The 21788-nt window shown below is 58.6% G+C and carries 23 protein-coding genes, 1 tRNA gene and 7 pseudogenes; 18 read left to right on the forward strand and 13 right to left on the reverse strand.

Translation table 11 applies throughout. The features are described 5' to 3' along the window. The first annotated feature begins 117 nt into the window (after positions 1-117). Positions 118-330: an NADH dehydrogenase ubiquinone Fe-S protein 4 gene (locus tag AC07UR_RS24365; RefSeq protein WP_234903053.1), complete on the forward strand. Its 213-nt coding sequence runs from the start codon at positions 118-120 to the stop codon at positions 328-330. Positions 331-470: 140 nt separating this feature from the next. On the opposite strand, the pseudogene AC07UR_RS24370 reads toward AC07UR_RS24365, so the two are convergent. From AC07UR_RS24370 to AC07UR_RS24390, 5 genes and pseudogenes are all read right to left on the reverse strand, one after another. After that, positions 471-593: pseudogene (locus tag AC07UR_RS24370) on the reverse strand (SPW repeat protein); the annotation flags it as partial. 232 nt (positions 594-825) lie between these two features. Beyond that, positions 826-1107, reverse strand: coding sequence for a hypothetical protein (locus AC07UR_RS24375; RefSeq protein WP_173422809.1), 282 nt, complete (start codon positions 1105-1107; stop codon positions 826-828). Between the two features lie 9 nt (positions 1108-1116). After that, positions 1117-1416 (reverse strand): DUF982 domain-containing protein, encoded by a 300-nt coding sequence (locus tag AC07UR_RS24380; RefSeq protein WP_173422810.1) that lies wholly within the window; start codon positions 1414-1416, stop codon positions 1117-1119. A 70-nt stretch (positions 1417-1486) separates the two neighbouring features. Next, positions 1487-1963: an Hsp20 family protein gene (locus tag AC07UR_RS24385; protein ID WP_173422811.1), complete on the reverse strand. Its 477-nt coding sequence runs from the start codon at positions 1961-1963 to the stop codon at positions 1487-1489. 149 nt (positions 1964-2112) lie between these two features. Then, a pseudogene (locus AC07UR_RS24390) lies at positions 2113-2208 on the reverse strand (protein usg); the annotation flags it as partial. 86 nt (positions 2209-2294) lie between these two features. Here AC07UR_RS24390 and gatC point away from each other — a divergent pair. The 3 genes and pseudogenes from gatC to AC07UR_RS24405 form a co-directional block, all read left to right on the forward strand. Next, the gene (gatC, locus tag AC07UR_RS24395; RefSeq protein ID WP_173422812.1) at positions 2295-2582 is read left to right on the forward strand and encodes an Asp-tRNA(Asn)/Glu-tRNA(Gln) amidotransferase subunit GatC; all 288 of its coding nucleotides are present in this window, start codon (positions 2295-2297) and stop codon (positions 2580-2582) included. 249 nt (positions 2583-2831) lie between these two features. Further along, positions 2832-3102, forward strand: a pseudogene (locus tag AC07UR_RS24400) (ISL3 family transposase); the annotation flags it as partial. A 122-nt stretch (positions 3103-3224) separates the two neighbouring features. Then, positions 3225-3434, forward strand: a pseudogene (locus AC07UR_RS24405) (transposase); the annotation flags it as partial. A 171-nt stretch (positions 3435-3605) separates the two neighbouring features. Here AC07UR_RS24405 and AC07UR_RS24410 read toward each other — a convergent pair. Both AC07UR_RS24410 and AC07UR_RS24415 read right to left on the reverse strand, forming a co-directional pair. Continuing rightward, positions 3606-3968 (reverse strand): SPW repeat protein, encoded by a 363-nt coding sequence (locus AC07UR_RS24410; RefSeq protein WP_173422813.1) that lies wholly within the window; start codon positions 3966-3968, stop codon positions 3606-3608. 364 nt (positions 3969-4332) lie between these two features. Continuing rightward, a complete protein-coding gene (locus AC07UR_RS24415; protein WP_173422814.1) occupies positions 4333-4584 on the reverse strand; it encodes a hypothetical protein in 252 nt (83 codons plus the stop codon). 71 nt (positions 4585-4655) lie between these two features. Here AC07UR_RS24415 and AC07UR_RS24420 point away from each other — a divergent pair, with 71 nt between their 5' ends. After that, positions 4656-4958, forward strand: a complete 303-nt coding sequence (locus tag AC07UR_RS24420) for a DUF982 domain-containing protein (RefSeq protein ID WP_173422942.1) — start codon at positions 4656-4658, stop codon at positions 4956-4958. 571 nt (positions 4959-5529) lie between these two features. On the opposite strand, the gene AC07UR_RS24425 is transcribed toward AC07UR_RS24420, so the two are convergent. Continuing rightward, the gene (locus AC07UR_RS24425) at positions 5530-5832 is read right to left on the reverse strand and encodes a DUF982 domain-containing protein (RefSeq protein ID WP_234903055.1); all 303 of its coding nucleotides are present in this window, start codon (positions 5830-5832) and stop codon (positions 5530-5532) included. Positions 5833-6076: 244 nt separating this feature from the next. Between AC07UR_RS24425 and AC07UR_RS24430 the strand changes: the two genes are divergently transcribed. From AC07UR_RS24430 to AC07UR_RS24460, 7 genes and pseudogenes are all read left to right on the forward strand, one after another. Continuing rightward, complete coding sequence (locus tag AC07UR_RS24430; RefSeq protein WP_173422816.1) at positions 6077-6271, forward strand: hypothetical protein; 195 nt, start codon at positions 6077-6079, stop codon at positions 6269-6271. Positions 6272-7300: 1029 nt separating this feature from the next. Next, on the forward strand, positions 7301-7735 hold the full coding sequence (locus AC07UR_RS24435; RefSeq protein ID WP_209792558.1) for an Hsp20/alpha crystallin family protein: 435 nt from the start codon (positions 7301-7303) through the stop codon (positions 7733-7735). Between the two features lie 11 nt (positions 7736-7746). Continuing rightward, a complete protein-coding gene (locus AC07UR_RS24440) occupies positions 7747-8151 on the forward strand; it encodes an Hsp20/alpha crystallin family protein (protein WP_209792556.1) in 405 nt (134 codons plus the stop codon). A 25-nt stretch (positions 8152-8176) separates the two neighbouring features. Further along, the gene (locus tag AC07UR_RS24445; protein ID WP_173422819.1) at positions 8177-8677 is read left to right on the forward strand and encodes an Hsp20/alpha crystallin family protein; all 501 of its coding nucleotides are present in this window, start codon (positions 8177-8179) and stop codon (positions 8675-8677) included. Positions 8678-9457: 780 nt separating this feature from the next. Continuing rightward, positions 9458-10968 (forward strand): annotated as a pseudogene (gene istA, locus AC07UR_RS24450) (IS21 family transposase). Between the two features lie 12 nt (positions 10969-10980). Beyond that, positions 10981-11736 (forward strand): IS21-like element helper ATPase IstB, encoded by a 756-nt coding sequence (istB, locus tag AC07UR_RS24455; protein WP_494700207.1) that lies wholly within the window; start codon positions 10981-10983, stop codon positions 11734-11736. Between the two features lie 293 nt (positions 11737-12029). Further along, positions 12030-12535, forward strand: a pseudogene (locus AC07UR_RS24460) (transposase); the annotation flags it as partial. 106 nt (positions 12536-12641) lie between these two features. Here the strand turns inward: AC07UR_RS24460 and AC07UR_RS24465 are convergent. Continuing rightward, entirely contained in the window at positions 12642-13259 is a 618-nt protein-coding gene (locus tag AC07UR_RS24465) for an RES family NAD+ phosphorylase (protein ID WP_173422823.1), read from the reverse strand. Further along, positions 13260-13928: an XRE family transcriptional regulator gene (locus tag AC07UR_RS24470; RefSeq protein ID WP_173422824.1), complete on the reverse strand. Its 669-nt coding sequence runs from the start codon at positions 13926-13928 to the stop codon at positions 13260-13262. Here AC07UR_RS24470 and AC07UR_RS24475 point away from each other — a divergent pair. Continuing rightward, positions 13923-14047, forward strand: a tRNA-OTHER gene (locus tag AC07UR_RS24475). The genes AC07UR_RS24470 and AC07UR_RS24475 overlap by 6 nt on opposite strands. 677 nt (positions 14048-14724) lie before the next feature. Next, positions 14725-16665, forward strand: coding sequence for a caspase family protein (locus tag AC07UR_RS24480; RefSeq protein ID WP_209792552.1), 1941 nt, complete (start codon positions 14725-14727; stop codon positions 16663-16665). Between the two features lie 353 nt (positions 16666-17018). Here the strand turns inward: AC07UR_RS24480 and AC07UR_RS24485 are convergent, their stop codons facing one another. Further along, complete coding sequence (locus tag AC07UR_RS24485; protein WP_209792549.1) at positions 17019-17504, reverse strand: hypothetical protein; 486 nt, start codon at positions 17502-17504, stop codon at positions 17019-17021. A 423-nt stretch (positions 17505-17927) separates the two neighbouring features. Between AC07UR_RS24485 and AC07UR_RS24490 the strand changes: the two genes are divergently transcribed. The 4 genes from AC07UR_RS24490 (at position 17928) to AC07UR_RS24505 (ending at position 20280) form a co-directional block, all read left to right on the forward strand. Then, entirely contained in the window at positions 17928-18170 is a 243-nt protein-coding gene (locus AC07UR_RS24490; protein ID WP_090300147.1) for a type II toxin-antitoxin system Phd/YefM family antitoxin, read from the forward strand. Beyond that, positions 18167-18586: a type II toxin-antitoxin system VapC family toxin gene (locus AC07UR_RS24495; RefSeq protein WP_173422091.1), complete on the forward strand. Its 420-nt coding sequence runs from the start codon at positions 18167-18169 to the stop codon at positions 18584-18586. The genes AC07UR_RS24490 and AC07UR_RS24495 overlap by 4 nt, the downstream gene beginning before the upstream one ends. Beyond that, positions 18576-19727: a site-specific integrase gene (locus tag AC07UR_RS24500; protein WP_209792547.1), complete on the forward strand. Its 1152-nt coding sequence runs from the start codon at positions 18576-18578 to the stop codon at positions 19725-19727. The genes AC07UR_RS24495 and AC07UR_RS24500 overlap by 11 nt, the downstream gene beginning before the upstream one ends. A 298-nt stretch (positions 19728-20025) precedes the next feature. Then, positions 20026-20280 (forward strand): hypothetical protein, encoded by a 255-nt coding sequence (locus AC07UR_RS24505; protein ID WP_234942044.1) that lies wholly within the window; start codon positions 20026-20028, stop codon positions 20278-20280. A 51-nt stretch (positions 20281-20331) separates the two neighbouring features. Here AC07UR_RS24505 and AC07UR_RS24510 read toward each other — a convergent pair. Both AC07UR_RS24510 and serA read right to left on the reverse strand, forming a co-directional pair. After that, positions 20332-20483 (reverse strand): annotated as a pseudogene (locus tag AC07UR_RS24510) (plasmid replication protein RepC); the annotation flags it as partial. Continuing rightward, the gene (serA, locus tag AC07UR_RS24515) at positions 20484-21722 is read right to left on the reverse strand and encodes a phosphoglycerate dehydrogenase (protein ID WP_209792545.1); all 1239 of its coding nucleotides are present in this window, start codon (positions 21720-21722) and stop codon (positions 20484-20486) included. Positions 21723-21788 lie beyond the last annotated feature (66 nt).

Genomic DNA, 21788 nt, shown 5'->3' on the forward strand with positions numbered 1-21788 from the left:
CGCTGGCCGGAAGTTCGTGGAGCAGGTCAGCACCAGCCTGCCCCTGGCGATTGACATCACCTGCCCACGACCAAACATTGATCCCGTAGCACGCATTTTTCGCCCGTCACGCTCGTGATGACTTCGGCGCGCGTCTCCGGGCGACCTTGGCTGCTGGTATTCGAACGGCAAGCACCACCCGTCATCGACTATCTAATGGGCTACACTGGCGGGAGTGACACGCTGACTCTGGTTGAACTGCGTTTCCCAACCCGCGATGCCGCCATTGCCTACGCAAAGCTAAAGAAACTGAATTGCACCGTCGTAGACGACAGGAGCCGCCGTCCCTAGTTTGCGTTGATATCGCCGGCAAGCTCTACCATTCAATCCCCGTTGCTGCGCATCGGCGTATCGATCGGCATCGCCAATCCGGAAGAGCCCGCCGCTGAAGCGGCGGGCCGTGCTCTCCTTTTTCTCGAACATCCAGGTTCATGCGGGTTCCGCCGATATTCCCAGAGTGCCCAGGGTGACACGGCGGTGACGAGCACGCCGAGGATCGCATGGGTCCACATCGCGTTCATGTTCGACGCGAATTGAAGCAGCCAGGGCGAGACTCATCAGCCAGGAGAAGATGCGGCTCAACCGCACCACAGCCTAGCGCTCCTCCAGGCCTAAAAGCGGCCGCCGGAACAATAATGAAGCGAAAGCTGGCACCGCGCCGTATGAAGAAGGCATTCTTTCGAAGTGAACTGAATTCCCAGTCCGTATATCTCGACGGGCCGCCTCATATGAGAACCGCCCGTCGGAAAGCTGGCAAGGCTTTGAAGCAGGCACCAGATAGCTCCGTCAGATATCGTACCGCGAATCGAGCTCTCGCAGGGCAGACCGAACCTCATCGATTGAAACCGGCTCAGGCGTTCCTGGCATACGACGGAGTGCCGGCTTCGAATCTATCGCACAAAAGTCCGAAGCCCACGCGGCGAGAATGGCCCGTTTATCATCGACAGAAAGTGCAGGAGCCTTCACCACATCCATTGGACGTCGAAACGGCGACCAGTGAGATGCTAGAACTTCCGGTCCGATGTTTACGGCAGTTGCGGCAATCTGCTTAAACATATCGTCGATCATCGGTTCACCTCAGCTTACTTGCGGCTTCCTGCTCCACCTCGCATGAGTCGCCATGACGAGGTCAGTTTCCGGCGCCAGCAGATCGTGCTTTTCCGCGAAGGCGGCAAACAAGCCGCGTGCGGTCTCAGCTTCGATCTCGCCGCACAAGGCAGCGCGGCATGCCTTGAGCGCTACCGAATGCGGACCATCCCTGAGCGATATCGGCCACTCGACCAGATGGCGGTAAGCGTCCATCACGCTTCTCACTTCCGTCGGGAATCCAAGACCGACGAGAATACGCACAGGTTTCTTGAACATATCGGGTTTCATAACTCTCTCCTTTCCAACCCGGTGTGCCCATAGGCGCCATCGAAACGGCGCCCATATCCGATGTTTTCGTTTAGGCGGCGCTCTGGGCTTCGATCTGCGGCGCGGCGTCCGGCCGTCCAAGATCGGAACCGCTTTGAATGCTGACCTTGCGCGGTTTCAATGCCTCCGGAACCTCCCGGACGAGATCGATGGTCAGCAGACCATTGCTCAGTCCCGCTCCACGGACCGTGACATGGTCGGCGAGCTCGAAACGATGTTCGAACGGGCGGTGGGCGATGCCTCGGTGCAGATAGGCTTCGGACGGAGAATCCTGCTTCTTGCCAATAACGGTGAGAAGATTGGTCTGGAACGTCAGGTCCAGGTCGTCTTCGGCGAAACCGGCAACCGCAATCGAGATGCGGTAGCTGTCGTCACCCGTCTTGACAATGTCATAGGGCGGCCAATCGCTGGTCGAACGGTCGCGCTGGGCGTTTTCCAGAAGATTGAAGAGCCGGTCGAAGCCAACGCTCGATCGGAAGAGAGGCGTGTAGTCGTAAGATGTTGCCATAGCCATATCCTCCTGAAAGCAACATGGTATGGAGCGCCGAAAGACGGCGCTTCCAGCATTGCCAGCCCTGTTGTCAGCGGCTGGCGGCAAATAATCTGGTATTTGTGAAATCCGGCTTCAAGTGCCGCCTTGGAGAATTTTCGCAAATCTCAGTGCAGCTTGAACTCACCTCCAATACGGCGCCATTTGTTCGGCCTATAGCGAACGGAATGCAGCGAGCCGTCGAGATTGACTTGCCAGATTTCTGGTTGGCAGTCAGTGTTAGCGGCAGAAGGCTCAGATCGGCAAAATCTTGCGCAAGCGACGGAAGCCATCACATCGGACGCAGCCTATGTCGATAGATATCGCGACCATTAGACGTATTGCCCGCCTTGCTCGTCTCGCACTCAGCGAAGACGAGGCTGAAAAAATGTGTGGCGAGCTGAACGAAATCCTGACCTTCATCGAGCAGCTTTTGGAGGTTGATGTCGAAGGCATCGCTCCGATGACCTCGGTTGTGCCAACAACCATGAAAATGCGCCAGGACGTCGTGACCGAAAGCAATCATGCCGAAGAGATCGTGGCAAACGCTCCTCTCAGTGAGCGCAACTTCTTCCTGGTCCCCAAGATTCTCGAGTAAGCACGGACAGCCTCGGGCTTTGGAGCATTTCACGACCGGCGATCGCCGCCAAACGATGCGCCCCTTTGCGTGGCGCGTGTTAGCGTCTTGAGATTTCCGGCCCACATCCGATGCTTCGAAAGCTTGCCGATCTCGTTTGTGATCGAATGATGTGTCATGGCGAAGGTCCTGTCGTTTTGCACTTAATCAGGTTCTTCCTCAATTTGTGTCGTTCACTCACCGCTAGACATGATGCCGCTATGGGCGGGGATGCAAACGAAAACGAAATGGTCGCCCGGCCCAGGGGCAAGAGTCCTGGGTGTCGCGCCCACTGCTGATGACAGTTGGGTTGTTTCCGCTGCCGGTCCAGGGTTCGGCATTTGCCCTGATTGCAGCCGGAGGACTCGAAATCGGCATGGCTGCTCCAAGGAAAGGCAGCAACGGTTAAGCTTCAGTGAGCCGCTGGCGGTGCGCACACCAGAACTGTCAACGACAAACGTTTACCGATCGACTTCCGACGAATCCTCCCCCTTATGCGCGCTCGATGCCCGCCGGCATGAGGGCCGTGTTGCGGTCGAAGTGTCGAACCTTCGGTGGTGCTCAGTGCGCATTCCAGTTAAGTCGGCCGCTGATTCCGAAACGAAGCCGGCCACCTATTCCCATCGCACCGGCTGTCGCCACTATCGCTCCGACCCGGCGATCTGCCGAAACGCGGCTGCGACCCGCACCGTCACCCGTCATGTCCGGGCCGATGAACGCGAGCGCACCGATGCCAACCGCCTGACGTCCTGGGGCAAGACGATCTACAAACGCCGCAAGGAGACGGTCGAGCGCTCGTTTGCCGACGCCAAGCAGCTTTACGATCATCGTTATGGTCCTGACCAAGGCCCCAAACCCAAGGCCCGGCGCCGCGACACACATACAAGCCGACGCAATCCACTCGACAGCGCAAACCCCAAAACAAAAAACCCGCCGAAACTATCGACGGGCTTGCCAGCAGTCTGGGCCCGCCGCTGAGGCGGCGGGCCATACTCCAATTCTCTATCATGCATGAGCATGCGGGTTCTGCCGATTGTCCCAAAGCGCCCAGGCCGACACGGCGGCGACGAGCACTCCAAGGACCACGTGGGTCCACATCGCGTTCATGTTCGCCGCGAATTGAAGCAGCCAGGGCGAGACGATCAGCCAGACCCCGAGCACCAGGCTCGACCACTCTTCCCACTCAGCAAACGCCGACAGCGCGGCAACCGCCAGAGCGGCGAGCAAGATTCCTACAATCCATGCGTTCCACGCCGGTATGGTTTCGCTGGCGAAGTCGAGCACCCAAGGTGAAACGAACAGGGCGACTGCGAGAACCAGATTGAGCCAATCCTGTGCTTTCTTGCTTTCCATCAGTCCATTTTCCATGACAACCTCCACGAATGAAGCTTGATCGACGGTGTTCTCGCGTGCTGTGCACGCTGCGCGCAACGATGTAATTTTGCGAAATACGATCTTCAAGAGCCACGATTATCTCCGTGGGCTGCAGCAACCACGACTCAGGCGATTGTGATCGACTGTCTCGGCAGATCGACGATCTTTGCGTAGGCGAACAGTGGCGGAACACACCCTTGGAGGAATGCCCGCGACGAAAATTGGATATGCGGTTGCCAATCCGCCGACGAGGGTGGGAATATTTCGGCGTGCTATCGGATCGCGGCAAAAGGTGGTTAACCAGCCGCCGCCGGGATAAACGTGGTGAGGTGCCTATGGTTCCTCGCACTCATGACGGTCACCGGATGTGCCGCCCTGACCGGAGCCGCTCGCTAAGCATTTCGTCGGCTGCTTCGGCGATGAGCCAGCCCTTTTCCAACTCGCCGGTCAGTTCGAAAGAGCGCGGCCATGCTCCCAGTTGCTTGAGATAAATTTCCATCAGCCGGTATCGAGAAGTGCATCCCAGAATCCGCGGTGCGCCATGGACCTTCGAGTTTGCAGCGTAGATGCAAAAATGCACGCACCACCCCTTGAACTCGCCGAGCCCCAAAATAAATCTTCTACGGGCGCCGGGAGAAGGCGCTTTCCTTGTTGAAAACCAACGAATTCAGTGAGGTAGAAATGCACACGAAGATGTTTGATCGACCAGTTTACCTGCGTGAAAGGAAGGATCTGGTCCTCGAAATCACAAACCTGGACGACGCGATCGATTTCCTCGAGGAATGGGCCAAGGGAGATCGCGATATCATCCATGACGCGACGCTGAAGACCTGCTACCTGGCACATGACGGCCACAAGCCAGTTCAGGTGGCGCGCGATGCGCTCCGCTCATTTGCGCACAGGAAGGGCATCCTTGTGAAAGCTCCTGCGGTCTTGCCCTGGATGATCAAGGCCAAACCGGGCGGCGGTCGAGTACACCCGTAAACCGGCCTTCGGGAGTGAGGGCCGCGCTCGCGGCCTCTCTAGTTAGCGCGATAGGCAGCGCTTGTTGCGTGGTTTTCAAGGTAGGCTGGCGCGGGCAGGCAGTGAGCCTGCCCGCGAATCCGCTTTCCTCCATGGAAGTCAGCGATAGCGCAGGGCATCAACCAGCAGCGCGAAGGCAGGCGATGCCAAGGCGGCTCGTACAGTAGAGATGATATCCAGGAAACGAGGGACACCAGTTCGCTAGCACCTGGATCAACGTCCTTTCTTCACGAGCGGACTCAGGTGGTCGCACGGCAGGCAGGTAGGACGTGCCCGTCGAGGGCGGCGTCGAAACGACTTGGTTTTGCGGAAACTGATTTTCAAGAGCCCGATTGTCTCTGTGATAGGCCAGCCGACCATGAGTGACGAGATCCACGCCCCGCACCCTCTGTCCGCACGGTGGCCCAGGGGCCGTAAAGGCGAACGCGGGCCTGACACGATCAACCGAAACGCCCGGACGGCGAATTGTTCCGGTGCGCCGCAGCGAATGCTCGAAAGCTGGGGCACTAAGAAGTGCCCCAGCCCAGCCATTCTAGGCAAGCGAGCGTTGGCCGCCGGTACCTGTCTTCGCTCCGGGCGGTCCATCCGCGCCTATCGACATGCCCGCGTCTCGGCAGGCGTCCATAAAAGCTTCGCGCGCGATGGCGACTGGCGTCATTCGGTTTAGAGCACGGCGGCACGTTTGAACCGCCCGATTGTATTTTCTGCCGCGATAGATGGCCCAATCCCCTTCGAGGAAGTCGAGCACGTCGTTGACAGAAGCGAAGACCTGGGACGCCCCGTCCTTCCTGTGAACGGTAACGGGAGTCATCCAAACCAATTCCGGGTTGAGCATGATGTCCTCCTTTCGCATTCAAGCCGGATGAAAAAGAAGTGAAGAAAATATCGGCGCGGACAGAGCGGATTTCAAGACTTCCAAACACGATCGACGTCGACTGACCATCCGAAAGCAGATCGAGGCCTGCCTCAACACTCTGGGTTCACGGCGTAGGCGCGGGGTATCCTTTCCACCGCCTTGACAGTCGACATCTTCGCACAGAAGAACCGGTCGGGAGGAACCCTGACGAAGGAAGCCCACCATGACCACCACGGACGATCAGCGCCGTGCTGGTCGTCGAGGACGAAGGGATAGGCTGGAATGGCGAAGGAGATGCGAAGGGGACCGGCTGGCCAGCAAGATCGTTCGCGCGATGGCGGCGAATCTTGGAAGCATCGTGCGCTACGAGCCCTATCCGCTGGCACGCGCGCAGGCCTTGAATTTTCCCCGTGATTGATCTCGTTCCGGGGTGGACTCGGCCCCGGCACTCGTCTCGCTCACACGTCTTCACACGGCATGACGGCCATATTTGTTGGAGGCTGGCATCACGACAGGGAACCGGTCTTCAAGTGGACCGTCTGCTTTTCCAAGCCCTCGTGGCTCCTGTGACTTTCGATGCCGTCATGGATGCGCTTCGCCGGCTCGATGAATTCTGGGCCCCGAGGCCTCGACCGACCTCTTTTCAAACGAGAAGCGTCGATGACGAAGCTTCTGACTCGAAACGAGGAGACGAACCTTAGCCAGTTGAACTGTTGGCTGGCGGCGAAGGCCGACCTTCCAATGAGGTTTCCCGCCAATCGGGCATCGCTGAGGGGGTGAATTTCGGCACGAATTTTCCGGCATGGCGCTCCGTCATGACTTCGGCTCGCGTCGGTAACCGAGGCGGCTGTTGTTTGAACGCGCCCTTCTTTAACCCTTGGTCGGCTATGCAGGAGGGGATCGTACGCTGGTCCAGGTCGAGCTTAAATTCCCCTGACGGGCGGCGGCCTTCACCGAGAGGCAAGAGCCCGAACGGCGCATCCACCAGAACGGCCTCGCCCGAGCGCTCGATCACGTCCCCGCGAGCCACGGAGAGGCTGATCGAGGTACTGCCCAGTAAGCGATCAAAGTGCAGAAGCCAGGCCGCTCGTTTCGGTGAGATCAGAGGCCGCCCGAGCAAAGAATGATCTATTCTCAAGCAACGTCGGCCCTTGAAACGCGCGTTTTGCTCACCTACCTCATTTTTGCCGGATGCCCCACTCGGGTCCTGGCACGGGAACGATGGTCCACTCATGCGTTGGACCGGGTTCGGTTCATATCGCGCAAGGAGGATATGGTCCGGCGTCTGCCCGACCCCCGCCTTTTTGCGTTAGCGCGCTGTGCGATCGACCGTCTCGGTCTTCTCATCGTCTCGTCCCGACCGCCTCCGATCCATTCGGTCTCCGGAATGCACGTGCTTGGCACGTCGCAAACAACATGGCTGATTAGGAAACGAAGGAGGATGCACATGCTGGTATCGGATTTTGGCCGCATCGGGTTCGACCCGTTTCTGGAAATGCGGTGCATGCAGCAGGAATTGAATCAGCGCTTGTCCGGCATGACAACCAAAGCCGCCCAGGAGTTTCCGCCCATCAACCTCTGGATGGGTGAGGACAGCGTGGCAGTGACTGCTGAGTTGCCTGGGATCGCGCCTGACGATGTCGATCTCACAGTTCGCGAGAACACGCTGACATTGACGGGCGAACGCGGATCCCCGGCGGAGGGCGAGAAATGCGTCTGGCACCGGCGCGAGCGAGTGTACGGAAACTTCTCTCGAACGGTGCAATTGCCCTTCCGCGTCGATCCGGAACAGGTCGAGGCGCGTTTCGCCAATGGGCTACTCGAAGTCGAACTGCACCGGCCGGAGACGGATCGGCCGAAGAAGATCCAGATCAAAGGATAAGGAGGGCAAACATGGCTCAGGAACTGAAAACGACCGAACGCCGGGCCCCAAGCAAGCTTGACGGTGGCGAACGGACCCAGTCGCGCCCGGTGTTAGTCCCGCGCACCGATATCTATGAGACAGAGGACAATGTCGTTCTTCTGGTCGATATGCCCGGCGTCGCCTCGGAGGGTGTCGACATCACGCTCGAGAAGCGGACGCTGGCGATTTGCGGGTATGCGACGGCCCAGCATCATGAGAACTATCGCCAAATCTACGCCGAGTATGGCGCGGGCAATTATGAGCGCGTCTTCACTTTGTCCGACGATATCGATCGGGACAGTATCGAGGCATCGCAGAAGAACGGCGTCCTGCGTCTGGTCTTGCCGAAAGCCGCGCCGGCCAAGGCGAGAAAGATCCAGCTGAAGATGGCGTAATTCGTCCGGAGAAAGGAGGTTGACCATGCAGATCAGAGACCTGATTCCCTGGGGCAACAACAAGGCAAGCGAAATCGCGAAGCGAGACGAAGAAAATCCCGTGTTTTCTCTGCAGCGCGATGTGAACCGCATCTTCGATGATTTCTGGAAGCGGTTCGATCAACCGTTCGGCGCTTTTGGGCGCTGGGATGCCAACGGACCACCAACGGATATCGCCGAAACCGAGAGTGCGCTCGAGGTTTCGGTGGAACTTCCTGGAATCGATCAGAAGGACGTCGATGTCTCCCTAATGGACAGCGCGCTCACGATCAAGGGAGAAAAGAAGAGTGAGCAGGAAGAGAGCAAGAAGGGCTATCACTTGTCGGAACGCTCATACGGGTCGTTCTACCGCTCGATCCCGCTTCCGTCGGGCGTCGACACGGACAAGGCCAACGCCCAATTCAAGAACGGCGTCCTGACCGTGACGGTTCCAAAAACGAAGGAAGCGCTGTCGCGTGTGAGGAAGATCGAGGTGAAGGCGACCTGACATCGTCTTCGCAATCGTGAGATGCGGCGGAGGAAATCCGTCGCATCTCTTACTATTACTGCCTGAGTCTCGTCTGTGAATAAGCCATGAGCGAAGCTCGGGCGCGGGCGAGATCTTCGCGGGCGACGGTCAGCATCTCGTCTGCTGTATCCAGAGCCGCGAAAGCACCCGCAGTCGGATTGGTCCGTTCCGCAGTGATGCGAACCCAGGCCCGATCGATTTCAGCAGGAGCCGCGCGACATTCGCGATCGCTCGTTCAATGGCATCGTAAAGAGCAATCTCTTCTTCGGAGACTATTCGCGAATTGTCACCGGTCATCGAACTTTTTCCGGCCACACCGGTCCATTGTGGATGCTCGAATGGCAAAACTACCACCAAGACCGCTCGTTTTAAACAGTCAGCGTGGCCACGATGGGATCGAAAATGGGTGGGAAACGCCGAACCAGTGGACGCCGATGGACGTGTGCTCGAGGCATCAAGGATGATAGTCGCGTCCATGGAAACTGCTCATGAACGTGTGTTCACTGCCAATTCTCCCCTCTGCGTTCAACATCAGTGCGGCGCTTACCGTCGTCATAGCGCTGGTGCGGATTCCGACCTGAAGCCGGCCGCCATTCCGATCAAGGACCGGCAACCATTCCGATTTGAAGCCGGCCACCGTTCCAATCAAAGACCGGCCAGTTTCCGGCACTGAACATTACCCCCTGGGTCAGCAACTTTGGCATCAAATGGACCACGACAAACGTGGAGATTTTGATGCCGGCAAAGAGAAGGCTGACCATGAGACAGTTACGACAGATGCTGCGGCTTGCCGGAAGCGGGACCAGCTCCCGCGAGATTGCGGTCGTATTGGGAATAGCGCGCAGTACGGTGCAGGATAATCTGCAGCGCGCAGCTGCGGTTGGATTGAGCTGGCCGTTGCCGGGCGAGCTGACTGACGATGCGCTTGCGAACAAGCTCTTCAGTCGCAACGGCGTCAAACGGGGCACGAGAAGACGCATCGAGCCGAACTGGGCCGATCTTGCCGTCGAGCTCAAAAAGCCAGGCGTCACCCTGCTCATCTTGTGGGAGGAGTATCGTGGGTCGCATCCCGAAGGTTACGGCTATTCCCGCTTTTGTGAGCTCTTTAGAGGCTTCGAGCAGCGGCTTTCGCCGACGATGCGCCAGGAGCATGCGGCCGGCGACAAGGTCTTCGTGGACTATTCCGGCAAGAAGATCCCGATCGTTGATCGCAAGACCGGCGAGATCCGCGAGGCGGAGATCTTCGTGGCGGTGCTCGGAGCCTCCAGCTTCACCTATGCTGAAGCGACCTGGACGCAAACACTCCCCGACTGGATTGGCTCGCATGTGCGGATGTTTCGTTTCTTCGGCGGCGTTCCCCGGCTGATCGTTCCCGACAATCTGAAGTCAGGCGTCAGTCGCGCCAGCTTCTACGATCCTGAGATCAACCGCAGTTACGGCATGATGGCCTCCCACTATGGCGTCGGCGTTCTTCCGGCACGGCCGAGACGCCCGAAGGACAAATCGAAGTCGAGAACGGTGTCCGTTTCGCCCAGTCCTGCGTTTTGGGACGTCTGCGCAATCACACTTTCTTCTCGCTTGCTGAAGCCAATGCCGCCATTGGCCAGGCACTTGACCGCATCAATGATCACGTCATGCGCCGGTTGGGCGTCAGCCGCCGCCAATTGTTTGAGAGTGTCGAGCGCGCCGCGCTCGCCAGCCTTCCGGGCGAAGACTACGAATTCGCCGAATGGCGTTTGGTCCGCGTGTCGACCGACTACCACGTCGAGTTCAAAACCTTCCTCTATTCCGTGCCGCATAATCTTATTCGCCAGCAGGTCGATCTGAGGGCGACAGCACGCACCATCGAGATCTTTCATCGCGGCAAGCGCGTCGCCGTACATCAGCGCCGCTATGGCGGTGCTCGCCATGGAACTGATCCGGATCACATGCCCAGTTCCCATCGGCGATATGCCGAATGGACACCGGATCGCTTTCGGCGCTGGGCCGCATCCATTGGGCCGCAGACCGAAGGGTTGGTCATCGCAATCCTTTCCAGCCGTCCGCATCCCGAACAGGGCTTTCGAACATGTCTGGGTGTCCTGCGCCTGTTTCGCGACATCGAACCCAATCGTGCCGAAGCCGTATCAGCGCGCGCCGACGAGATCGGAGGGCTGAACTGCAAGAGCATTGCCTCGCTCCTGGCCAACCACAAAGCCGCACGCCATTCCACCGAACCGACCGCCATTGTCGATCACGCCAATCTGCGTGGCCCTGACTACTTTCATTGAGGAGACAAACCTATGCTGATCAATCCCACCATCGACAGGCTGCGCGAACTCGGCCTTCACGGCATGGCCACGGCCTTCCAGGAGCTCGACGCACAATCCGAGGCGCGCGGCCTCGAGCATGGAGAATGGCTTGCCATACTGCTCGAACAAGAGACTACCATGCGCCGACAGAAGCGCTTCGAAGCCCGCGCCAGAGCTGCCAAGCTGCGTCATGATGCGCAGATCGAGAATGCCGACTTTCGTGCCGCACGTGGGCTCGACCGCAACCTGTTCATGACGCTTGCCGGCTGCGACTGGATCCGCAAGCATCACAGTCTCCTCATCACCGGGCCGGCCGGTGTCGGCAAGAGTTGGCTTGCCTGCGCCTTGGGCCACAAGGCGTGCCGCGAGGATTTCTCCGTCGCCTATCATCGCGTTCCCAGGCTGTTTGCCACGCTCGCCCTCGCAAGGGGCGACGGCAGATATGGCCGTATCCTCAAATCGCTAGCCAAGACCGACCTGCTTATCCTTGATGACTGGGGACCGGAAAAGCTCAACGACGATCAGCGGCGCGATCTCCTCGAGATCATCGAAGACCGTTATGAGCGTCGCTCGACGATCGTCACCAGTCAGGTGCCGCTGGATCGCTGGTGGGAGATCATCGCAAACCCCACGCTCGCCGACGCCATACTGGATCGCCTCGTTCACAGCGCCTATCGCATCGTTCTCACAGGCGAAAGCATGAGAAAACAGCGCGCCCCGGCGCTGCCTGAAACACCGCAAGCTTGACGTCAAACAAAACCAGATCCAAACATCAAAAAGACCCAGGATCAGTCCGAGAAATGGCCGCCTTCAAATCGGAACGCCGGCCGGAATGAAATCGGAATGACTGGCCGGCTTCAAATCGGAATCGATGGCCGGCTTCATCGGAATACGCAGCGCTGGCCACGATCGCGTTTCAGCTCACCGATCCACTCTATCAAGAGGGCATCATCGGCGTGGCGATCTGGTATGCACTGGCCATCGTCTACTTCGCCGCCCATGGACGGAAGACACTCGTTTTTTCTCCGGAGGAAGAATACATCACACCCGGCAATCCGGCCGGTGCGCGTGCTACGGTGGTGACTGGTCTTTCGCTCCCTGCAGCGGCGCGCACCGCTGAAGTGCAGATCGACCCCGACGCATATTTGATGAGCGATGAGGCGACAGCGTTCATGGCCCTTGGCGAGAACTATGCCAGGCATGACACCGTGAAGCATTCCAGCCGCGAACACGTTCGCGACGCCGTTCATGTCAATTCGGTCGAAGGTTTCAATGCCCGCGTCCGCCGCACAATTGCCGGCGTCTTTCATCACATCAGCCCGCAGCATGTATTCCACGAGATCGGTTTCCGCTGGTCGCAGCGCATTGTGACGGGCCAGGCTGTGCGAAAAAGCCGAAATGGCAAGGAGCCCAAGAAAACCATGTGGTCACGCGCGCCACCGGCGCTGCAATTGCTGCAGTCTTTCGCGCCGCGACCGGCCGTCAGCTGCGCAGAAGTCAGGATGCTGGCATCATCGTCAAATCAGCAGTCGCTGCCTTTGGTTGATATGGCCCCGATTATGCAACTATTTTGGCCCATAAAGAGAACAACCTAGGAACACGATTGGCACGAGAGCTACATGGGATCAAGACCTTCGACCATTATAGCGATCTCAGATAATGTCGACGAGGCTCACGCGAAGGTCGTCAATGACGGTGGCAAGGCCTGGCGCTCCAATCAATGGCACGACGCGTACCGCGGACAATTTTGGGATGGCGCGGTCAAAGATCGCGAGATTGGTATGTCCATTCAGGCGGGAAGGATAAATTATGCCGTCCGGCACGGATTGGTGCTCATGGAAGGCAAGCGACCACGCCCGCGCAAGGCTTTGGCGGGAAGATTTCGCGACATCCGTCGGCACTCCCATTCTGATCGCGTGGTCGTCGCGGAGATCAACAACGCTGAGATCCGCGATTGTCTCGATCTCTGCATAGCGCCGCGCGTGGATCTCCTTCTCCTCAATCGGGAGATCGCCCACCAGACCATCGCGCCTGTCACGCAGGACCGCTTCCAGGAAGCAGACCTTGAGTGTATCGCCCAGATAGATGACGCCAAACCGCCTTGCCGCGTCACGCCGGCGGGGATCACTGAACCGGCTCGGCGTCTTTCCATATCCTAACGGGTCGGGAAAGGCACTCGCATAGATCCGTCCAAATCGACGACCGGCAGGAATGGTCTCGATGTCGAGCACGGAATTTTCGAACCCCGCGGGCGGCTTGATTCCGGTCATTCAGCGAAAATCACCGCGGGCGACACTCTCGGCCGCCGCAACCACTTCACCGTCCTGACCACGTTTCAGCGCGTCCAGGGCCTTCCGGCCGCCCAGAGCACCATGCGGCGTGACAAGGAAGCGGTAAACCGCCCATGCACCACCGAGGAGCTCGTGCAGTTTCGGAAGGACGGCATAGGGCCGACCGTCCCGATCGAGCTGCCATGACGGAAAACGGAAACCCCGCTTGGCTCCGTCGAGACCAAGAACCTGCCCGTTCTGCCGTTTTGTGTTGACCGTGACACGCGAAACGCCGAGCAGTTCCGCGAACGTTTCCGCGCTCACCATAACATCCTCGGCGAGAATCTCCGCCACCCGACGCCGGCCGCGCTCCCTTGCTGCAGTCAACGCAGCCTGGAGCTCGGCATCCGGTTCTGGCGCCTCTTCAACCGGAAACGGATGAGACTGCGGTTCTTCTTCAACGACTGAAATCGTCTGCGCTCCGGCCAGCGGATCCACGACAACGCGGAAACTGACCTGATGGCCGGCCTTTCGGCTCAGCTTAATCGCCTTAGCGTATTGCCTGATCAACGCCTTCTCAAAATCTGCCTTCCGAGGAAGCTTCATCGAGAGCGCAATCTCGGAAGAAGCGTTTAGGGGCTGGTTAGCAACAGTTTTCGTAGTGGGCATGGTCTTCAGTCTCCTGCGCTACAATTTAGGCAAGATGTAGAAGCTCGTCAAGTTTGTTAAGTTCGTAAACATACGGCGGCTTTCGGGCAACGCAGGTTCGAGTCCTGCCGGGCCCACCATACTGTTCAACAACCCATCGATCACTCTAGGCACGCGATCGCCGGCGTTCGTGGGCTACCGAAAGAAAAGATCCCAGGTCCGAAACGGCGAAGGACCAAGGGCCTTTTTCTGAGCGTTCGACTTCACAGGCAGGATTATCTACGGCCGGGACGAGCCGGTCTCATTCCCTCGCGGGCGAGAGGTGCGTATTTTCGAGCCGCAACGTTAGTGTAGTCCAGACCCTACTCCGCCGGGACATCGAGGCGGCCGAGCTGGCTCTTTTGCAGCCTTATCCGCGCCGTTAAACCGGAAGGCTTGAAGTCAAATTCCACAGAGCCCGTTTCCCGGGACCGAGAACTCTTGAGGAGACTGCGGCTGCGGGTCGACCGGAGGTCCCCTCTCGCTCCAATCGATCACCAACTACTCTCCCCTTCCATTGCACCCACCAGCTTGACACTGCCGGCCACTGCGCCGAGCGCACAATATTGCCACAGCATCCGCGGTGACCCCAACGGGGGGTCCAGTTATGTCATTGCGATCTCCGAACGGAAGCAGAACCGTATGAACCATCGCCAATACGTTGGTAGCGACGCGATACTAGGCGCTCCACCGAGAATTAGCTATGATTAATATATTCGTTCCTGCGCCCGCTCTGCGCATGGAAAGCAAACACGCTACGTTGGGCCGGGAGGGACACATGAGCGTGAACTGGATGCACCGTATTGTTTGCTTTGCACTTCTTTTGCTGCCCTTGGAAGCTTCAGCATCCGTCCGTCATGCACTCTTGATCGGCAACAGCCGCTACGAGGTAGCCACGCCGCTACGCAATCCCGAAAACGATATCGAGATCGTCGGCACAGCGCTCGAGAAAAGCGGTTTTGCCGTCACCAAGGTCGCCAACGCCAGGGCTTCCGATACGCTCTCTGCAATCGAGGCGTTCGTTAAGCGGCTTGCAGTTGCGGAGAACCCGGTAGTCATGGTCTATTTCGCCGGCCACGGTGTCCAGCTTGCCGGTGAGAACTACCTGCTTCCCGTCGACGCCAAGCTCGGATCGGAAGAGGAGTTGCGCTCCGTCGCGCTCTCGCTCGGGGAGCTCACCCGCCGTCTTGATGCGGTCAAGAGCAGCCTGCAGATCGTCGTGCTCGATTCTTGCCGCAACAACCCGTTTGAGCAGACACGAGGTCTGCGGCGCGGCCTGGCAACGGCGCCGGAACGCCTCGGTCGGATCGTTGCCTATTCGACGTCGCCGGGCAATGTCGCAACGGACGGCGACACCGGCGCCAGCCCCTATGCGACGGCGCTCGCCGAATCGGTGAGGATCCCGGGCCTTTCGATAGAAGGGGTGTTCAAGCGTGTGCGCGCAACGGTGCAGGAGCGCACCGGTGGCAAGCAGGAGCCTTGGGAAAACAGCGCGGTCTATGGCGACTTCCAGTTCGTCGAGGGAAAATCAGCTGAGGCCGGCGGCGACGAAGTCGCCTTCTTCGAGTTCGCAGCCCTTGCCGACAGCCAGGAGGCCTACCAGAAATATCTGTCCCGGTATCCCGACGGCATGTTCGCCAGCCTCGCGCGGCAGAAGATCACTTTCATGGACAAGGACTTCAGCTTCCGTCGCCAGAACGAGACATTTCGCCATTTCACGTTCACAACCGCAGGGGACGATCCCTGCGGCAGGGGAAGCTTCAACGCCGGGCAAAAGACAGGAGACGACATCGCAGATGGAGAGATCATCCTGCTCGACCTATTCTTTCTCTATCCCGATGCGCCGTGCAAGAACACGGTATTCTTTGATTCGTTGGTCAATGTAGACGGAGGCGGGTTTAGCAAAAACAGGATCCATTTCGACTATTTTGACAGCAAGTTCTACCGAACCGCTGCAAACATACCTTTCGATCCTGCGCCGTACGCCCATTTCATGGAACGCTTTGACGAACTCATATTCGCTTATCGCCACATGGACAAGGATGGCGAGATTTTACTCGAGCTTGTTGAGCCACAAAAGCCGGCGGCGGAGTACATCTCAATCGATTCCTGCGAAGGAACGTGCTTTGGCCTCCAGGCCCTCGCAAAGGCGCGCGTCACCATTGCAGAAGAGACCCGCACCTATGCATTCGAGGTGGTAAGTGCAGCGGAGCTCGGCTTGACCTGGAAGTACCAAAACACCGTTAGTAAACTTCTCGAAGCCACGGCCACCCTCCCTGATGGGGCTTCTGCGCATCCCGCGTCCCTCGCCTTTCTCGAAACAAGAACAATCGCCGGCTGGCAAGTCGTGGCAGTCGTTGGTCCCAATCGCAACCTGGAAAACTGCGAGGCGAGCCGCATCCAAGAAGGAGGGAGGCGCAGTGTGTTCCGTCTCTATCCCTACGATCTGCTCACAATTGGCTTTACGGACCCGAAACGGAACTTCGAGGAAATAAGCGCGCGGCCATTCACATACCGCGTTGATCAAAGCGAAATGCCCTTTATTACCCGTACCCAGTCTGGTGACGAAATTGCTTACCAGATCGAACCAACGACGAAGGTCATTGAAGCTCTGAAGGCCGGCGCCGAAATAAATCTGCACGACGGCATGCTCAGCCTGACCGGATCAAGGGCAATGCTATCAGAGCTGCAAAGGTGCATTACGGCTTTCGGCGGTTAAGTAGAATCGGCCGGGCTGCGACGCGTTTCGCTTTGACCAGCCTTCTCGGCGAACGACCAACTGACGACGCTCGGCGTATGGTGGGTTTCAAGCCCCACGCTATGCCGGGCGACCCTTCCTGTCGATACATTATGCGATTCTAAGCGCACAGATCATGAACGAACAGGCATTTGCGGCGAAGTCTCTTAAAGGACTCGCTGACAGTTCAGGCCGCTGGATGCTCTGATACGTTTGATGCAGCGTACTACGAAGTACCAGCTGGAAGTTCGATCGCTTCATTTCTTCTGTTTGTGTCAGGGATAGGCATCATGGACTTTCTCCTCAGGAAGAGAGGGTATGCAGAAGACCCAGTGTCACCATTCGGTCGATTTGGCGGCCATTCGAGACCGACGGTCGGAATGGTCGTTTTCCTCAGTTACCTGTTCGGACATCCGGTAATCCCCGTTTTCGTTGAACTGGTATGAGACCGAGATCTGGGTGAGATCCTTTCCATTGCAGTGGTAATTTGCCTGTATGCGGAAGGCGTTGCCGCTTTCCCCTCTCAATCGGCGGTATGTCTCAACACATCCCAGCGGGTGGATTACGTCTGTGACATTGCCGGTGGTCTGATCGTAGAAGATCGCGCTGCGAATGCCGTCCCGGCGGACAAGTTCCTCCAGGAGAAGTGTTTCGCCGAAGATGAACCCCTCCACCTGTCCTGTTGCTGAAACGATCGAGGTCAGAGCTTGCCGCCCGTCGTACTTGAATTCCACCCTCCCCTCTGGCGAGGCGATGGAGTGTTGGTTTCCACGCAGAACTGAGCCGGTTAGGCGCATAATTTCCATTGAGAATTGAGCCATGTGAACCTTCCCCCAACGCGGAGAGCGACGGGGGCAACGGAGTGATCCACATGGGACTTTTAAACATCATCCGTCGGATGGCGCTGCGTGAGAAGCTGTCGGTGCGCGAGATCGCCCGCGACTCTGCTGATGCCATGTGCCCCCATCCTCGCCGTCGAGTCGGGCGAAATTTCCATCTTAGGCAATCATTAACCATCTGTATTAACGCCGTAAACTTCCGTAACGGAAGTGATTAAGGATATCATTTCCGTCATTCGGACGACGATCTCCGTGTCTGCTCACTATCGATAAGTATCAATTATCGATAGTGATGTGGTCCACTAGTTGACCAACTCATAAACGCGTCCTATTTTGGCGCTGAACGTCAAATTCGCGATCGCCCGCAATCTGCGCGACGAGAGACATTGTTCAACGGAGTTTCCCATGAGCGTCACTGTCAAAGTCGCCGAGGCCAAAGCCCATCTTTCAGAACTGCTGGCCCGCGTCGAAGCCGGCGAGGAGGTTATCATTTCCCGCGGCAACGATCCGGTCGCCCGGCTCTCGCGCGTGAAGAAGGACAACGAGCTCTCGGCGCTGATCGCCGAGGTGCGGGCGGCGAGAATGCGGGCAAAACCGGTGTCCAACGACGAGATCCTCGACTGGAAACGTGAGGGTCAGCGGTTTTGAGCAAATTTATCCTTGATGCGTCGATCGCCGCTGCCTGGCTATTGCCAGAAGAATACAGTGAAGCAGCCGAGCAGCTTATCGCCAGGATCTCAGGCCCCTGCCCGGTGCCCGACCTGTTCTGGCACGAGACGCGCAGCATTTTGATCAGCGCCGAGCGGCGGCAACGGATTGCCGCCGGCCAGGCCCATAACGCGATGGCCCGGCTGCGCCGATTGCCCCTTGAGGACATGGGTGCCGGTCAGGACGGCTCGGTGCTCGAGCTCGCGAGTGCGCACGGGCTAAGCGCCTACGATGCCGCCTACCTCGACCTTGCGGTCCGCCAATCCCTGCCGCTCGCCACCCTCGACCGCAAACTCGCCGGGGCGGCACGCACTGAGAGGATTCAGGTGCTGGGACCATTCGAGAATGAGCATTGATCATGATATAGAGCGGCGCGCGGTGGCACTCGACGCGCTCGATTCCATCCTGCCCTTCGACCGGCGTGACCAACTCGCTGCGCTCCTCACCGACGACGACGTCGCGACGCTCAAGCATCTGGCCAGCGAAGGCATGGGCGACAACACGCTTCGGGCGCTTGCCTCCGATCTCGGCTACCTCGAGGCCTGGTGCCAGCTTGCAACTGAAGATCCCCTCCCCTGGCCGGCGCCCGAAAGCCTGCTGCTAAAGTTCCTTGCGCACCACCTGTGGGACCCCGTCAAGCGCTCCGAGGATCCGAGCCATGGCATGCCGGCAGAGGTGGAAATCGGCCTTCGTTCCCTTCGCGTCCTGCGCGTCGACGGGCCCCACGCCCCAGGGACGGTTCGGCGCCGGCTGACGAGCTGGTCGATCCTCACTCGCTGGCGCGGCCTCACCGGCTCGTTCAACGGCCCTTCCCACAAATCGGCACTGCGACTTGCTGTCCGCGCCAGTGCCCGCCCACGCCAACGCAAGAGCAGGCAAGCGGTGACCGGCGATGTCCTGGCGAAGCTATTGCACGCCTGTGCCGGCGAACGGCCGGTCGATCTGCGCGACCGGGCGCTGCTTCTCGTGGCGTTCGCCTCCGGCGGGCGACGCCGATCGGAGATAGCAGGGTTACGAGTCGAAGATCTCCTCGAGGAAGACCCGGTCCGGACGGACCCGGCGAACCCGGACTCCCCTCCCCTCCCCTGCCTCTCGATCCGCCTTGGCCGCACGAAGACGACGGCGAGTGACGACGACGAACATGTGCTGCTGGTCGGCCGGCCGGTTATGGCGTTGAAGGGCTGGCTTGATGAGGCAGGTATCGGCGAAGGACCAATATTCCGGCGCATTGACCAGTGGGGGAATGTCGATCGGCGCGCGATGACACCGCAGTCCGTCAATCTAATCCTAAAAACCCGCTGCAAACAGGCTGGGCTGGATCCGACATTGTTCTCGGCGCATGGATTGCGGTCCGGCTACCTGACCGAGGCAGCCAATCGCGGCATCCCCTTACCCGAGGCGATGCAGCAGTCGCTGCACAAATCGGTGACCCAGGCGGCGAGCTATTACAACAACGCGGAACGCAAGAATGGACGAGCGGCGCGACTGATCGTCTAGGAGGAACTCGGGGTGAGCGCTGCAACATTGCTAGCGATCGCGCCCGATAAAATCCACGGCAGGGCTCTGCGACACTAAGCTCCTTGTGGATCGAAGGCAGCAGACTGTGCCGATGAAATCGCAATTCATCGACAGGTTTCGGCAACATCTCGTCGGCAGCGACATAACGGCAAATAAGTTGAACCGGAGTTGCAGCACACCGCTGTGGCGCATCCGGGAGCGTCGATCCTTGTTTCGCCGACGTCATCGGGATACATAAAGACTTTGAGAGTTCTGCGGTCTGGGAAGATGACGATCGTTGAAGGTTTTGTCGACTGTCAACGCCCCTTATGGGACGGCCCTGTCGGCTGAGCAACTGGCGTCCAAGATATCGGACCCTGCCAGCGCTCTTTCTTTCGATGCCTCTGCATTTTCCTTCTTTTCCGAGGTAGACGAGAAGCTTCAGGTGTCTTTCCTGGATGAGATGCACGTTGATCCGGCGATCGCCATGGATTTACCACGGAAGTTCTCGGCCCTTGCGGGCTATCCCCTTCCCTTGGCGCGGGCGGATTGATGTGCGCTGCCTTTTCGAGAAGGCATGCCATCACGGCGGCCGACAAATGTAGCGCCAGCTCTCGACCGCACCTTTCGGGCCGTAATCGCGGATCTCCGGGCAGGCCTGCAGCACCATACCCAAAGGAAGTGTCTCTATCGGCTCCCGCATCGGCCTGATTCAAGGCTCGGCTTCGCCCCCTGCTCTATTCGAGAGCTAGGTTCTCAGTAGACTAATCGCGTTCGTATCGTTCCAGGAATTTCGCGTAGGGCCTGAAGAATCTCGTCGGCATCTGCGGAAATTCCTTCGGCCTCGACCACCACATAGCCCGTGTCGCCATGCGTCTGAAGGAACTCAGCGACGATGTTCAGCCCGCGCGACGAGAAGATCTCGTTGAGCTGGATGAGCATTCCGGGGCGGTTTTCATGCACGTGAATGAAACGCGTGCCGTTCGGGCGCTCGGGCAGTTGTACTTGCGGAAAGTTGACGGCGCCCATCGTTGAGCCGATGTCGGAATACTCGACCAGCTTCCTTGAAACCTCCCCGCCGATGCGCTCTTGGGCTTCCTCAGTGGAGCCGCCGATATGCGGCGTCAGAATGACATTGCTCAAGCCTTGCAACGGTGTCTCAAAACGCTCGTTGTTCGATGCCGGCTCCTTGGGGAACACGTCTACGGCGGCACCCGCCAGATGCCCGTCTTTCAGGACTTTCGCAAGCGCATCGAGATCGACCACCGTGCCGCGAGAATTGTTGATGAAGATGGCGCCCTTCTTCATGCGGCGCAGTTCGGTTTCGGTGATCATGTTATGCGTCGAGGGTGTTTCGGGAACGTGCATCGTCACATAGTCAGAGATTTCGAGAAGGTCACCGAGCGAAGCCATCGACTCCGAATTGCCCCGGCGCAGCCGATCGGAAAGATCGAAGTAGCGCACGACCATGCCCATGCTTTCGGCAAGCGCGCTGAGCTGCGATCCGATATTTCCGTAACCGACAATGCCGAGCGTTTTGCCGCGGACCTCCCTGCTGCCGACAGCGGACTTCTCCCACCCACCTCGATGCGCGGAAGCCGAGCGCGGAAAGATCTGCCGTGTCAGCATGATAATCTCGCCGATCACAAGCTCGGCCACCGATCGCGTGTTTGAATAAGGTGCATTGAACACCGGAATGCCGCGCCGCCGCGCTGCCTCCAGATCGACTTGGTTCGTACCGACGGAGAAACAGCCAACGGCGATCAATTTCTTTGCGGATTCGAGAATCTCGTCCGTCAGCTGCGTGCGGGAACGAATGCCGATGATATGAGCGTCGGCGATGTGGCTCCTAAGATACCTGTCGTCGAGCGCCTTCGGTAAATGAATGAGGTTGGTGTAGCCGGACGAAGAAAAGTAGTCCACGGCGGTCTGGCTAATGCCTTCCAGCAGAAGCACGGAAATTCGGTCGCGTGGGAGAGAAAGTTGGCGGGTCATAAATATCGCTCCGATTTCCGGAAGGCCGATGTGGCTTCGGCGCCTATGAAGATTTAAGCGGCTGGT

Source organism: Ensifer sp. GW821-FHT05G01 (assembly GCF_059419585.1).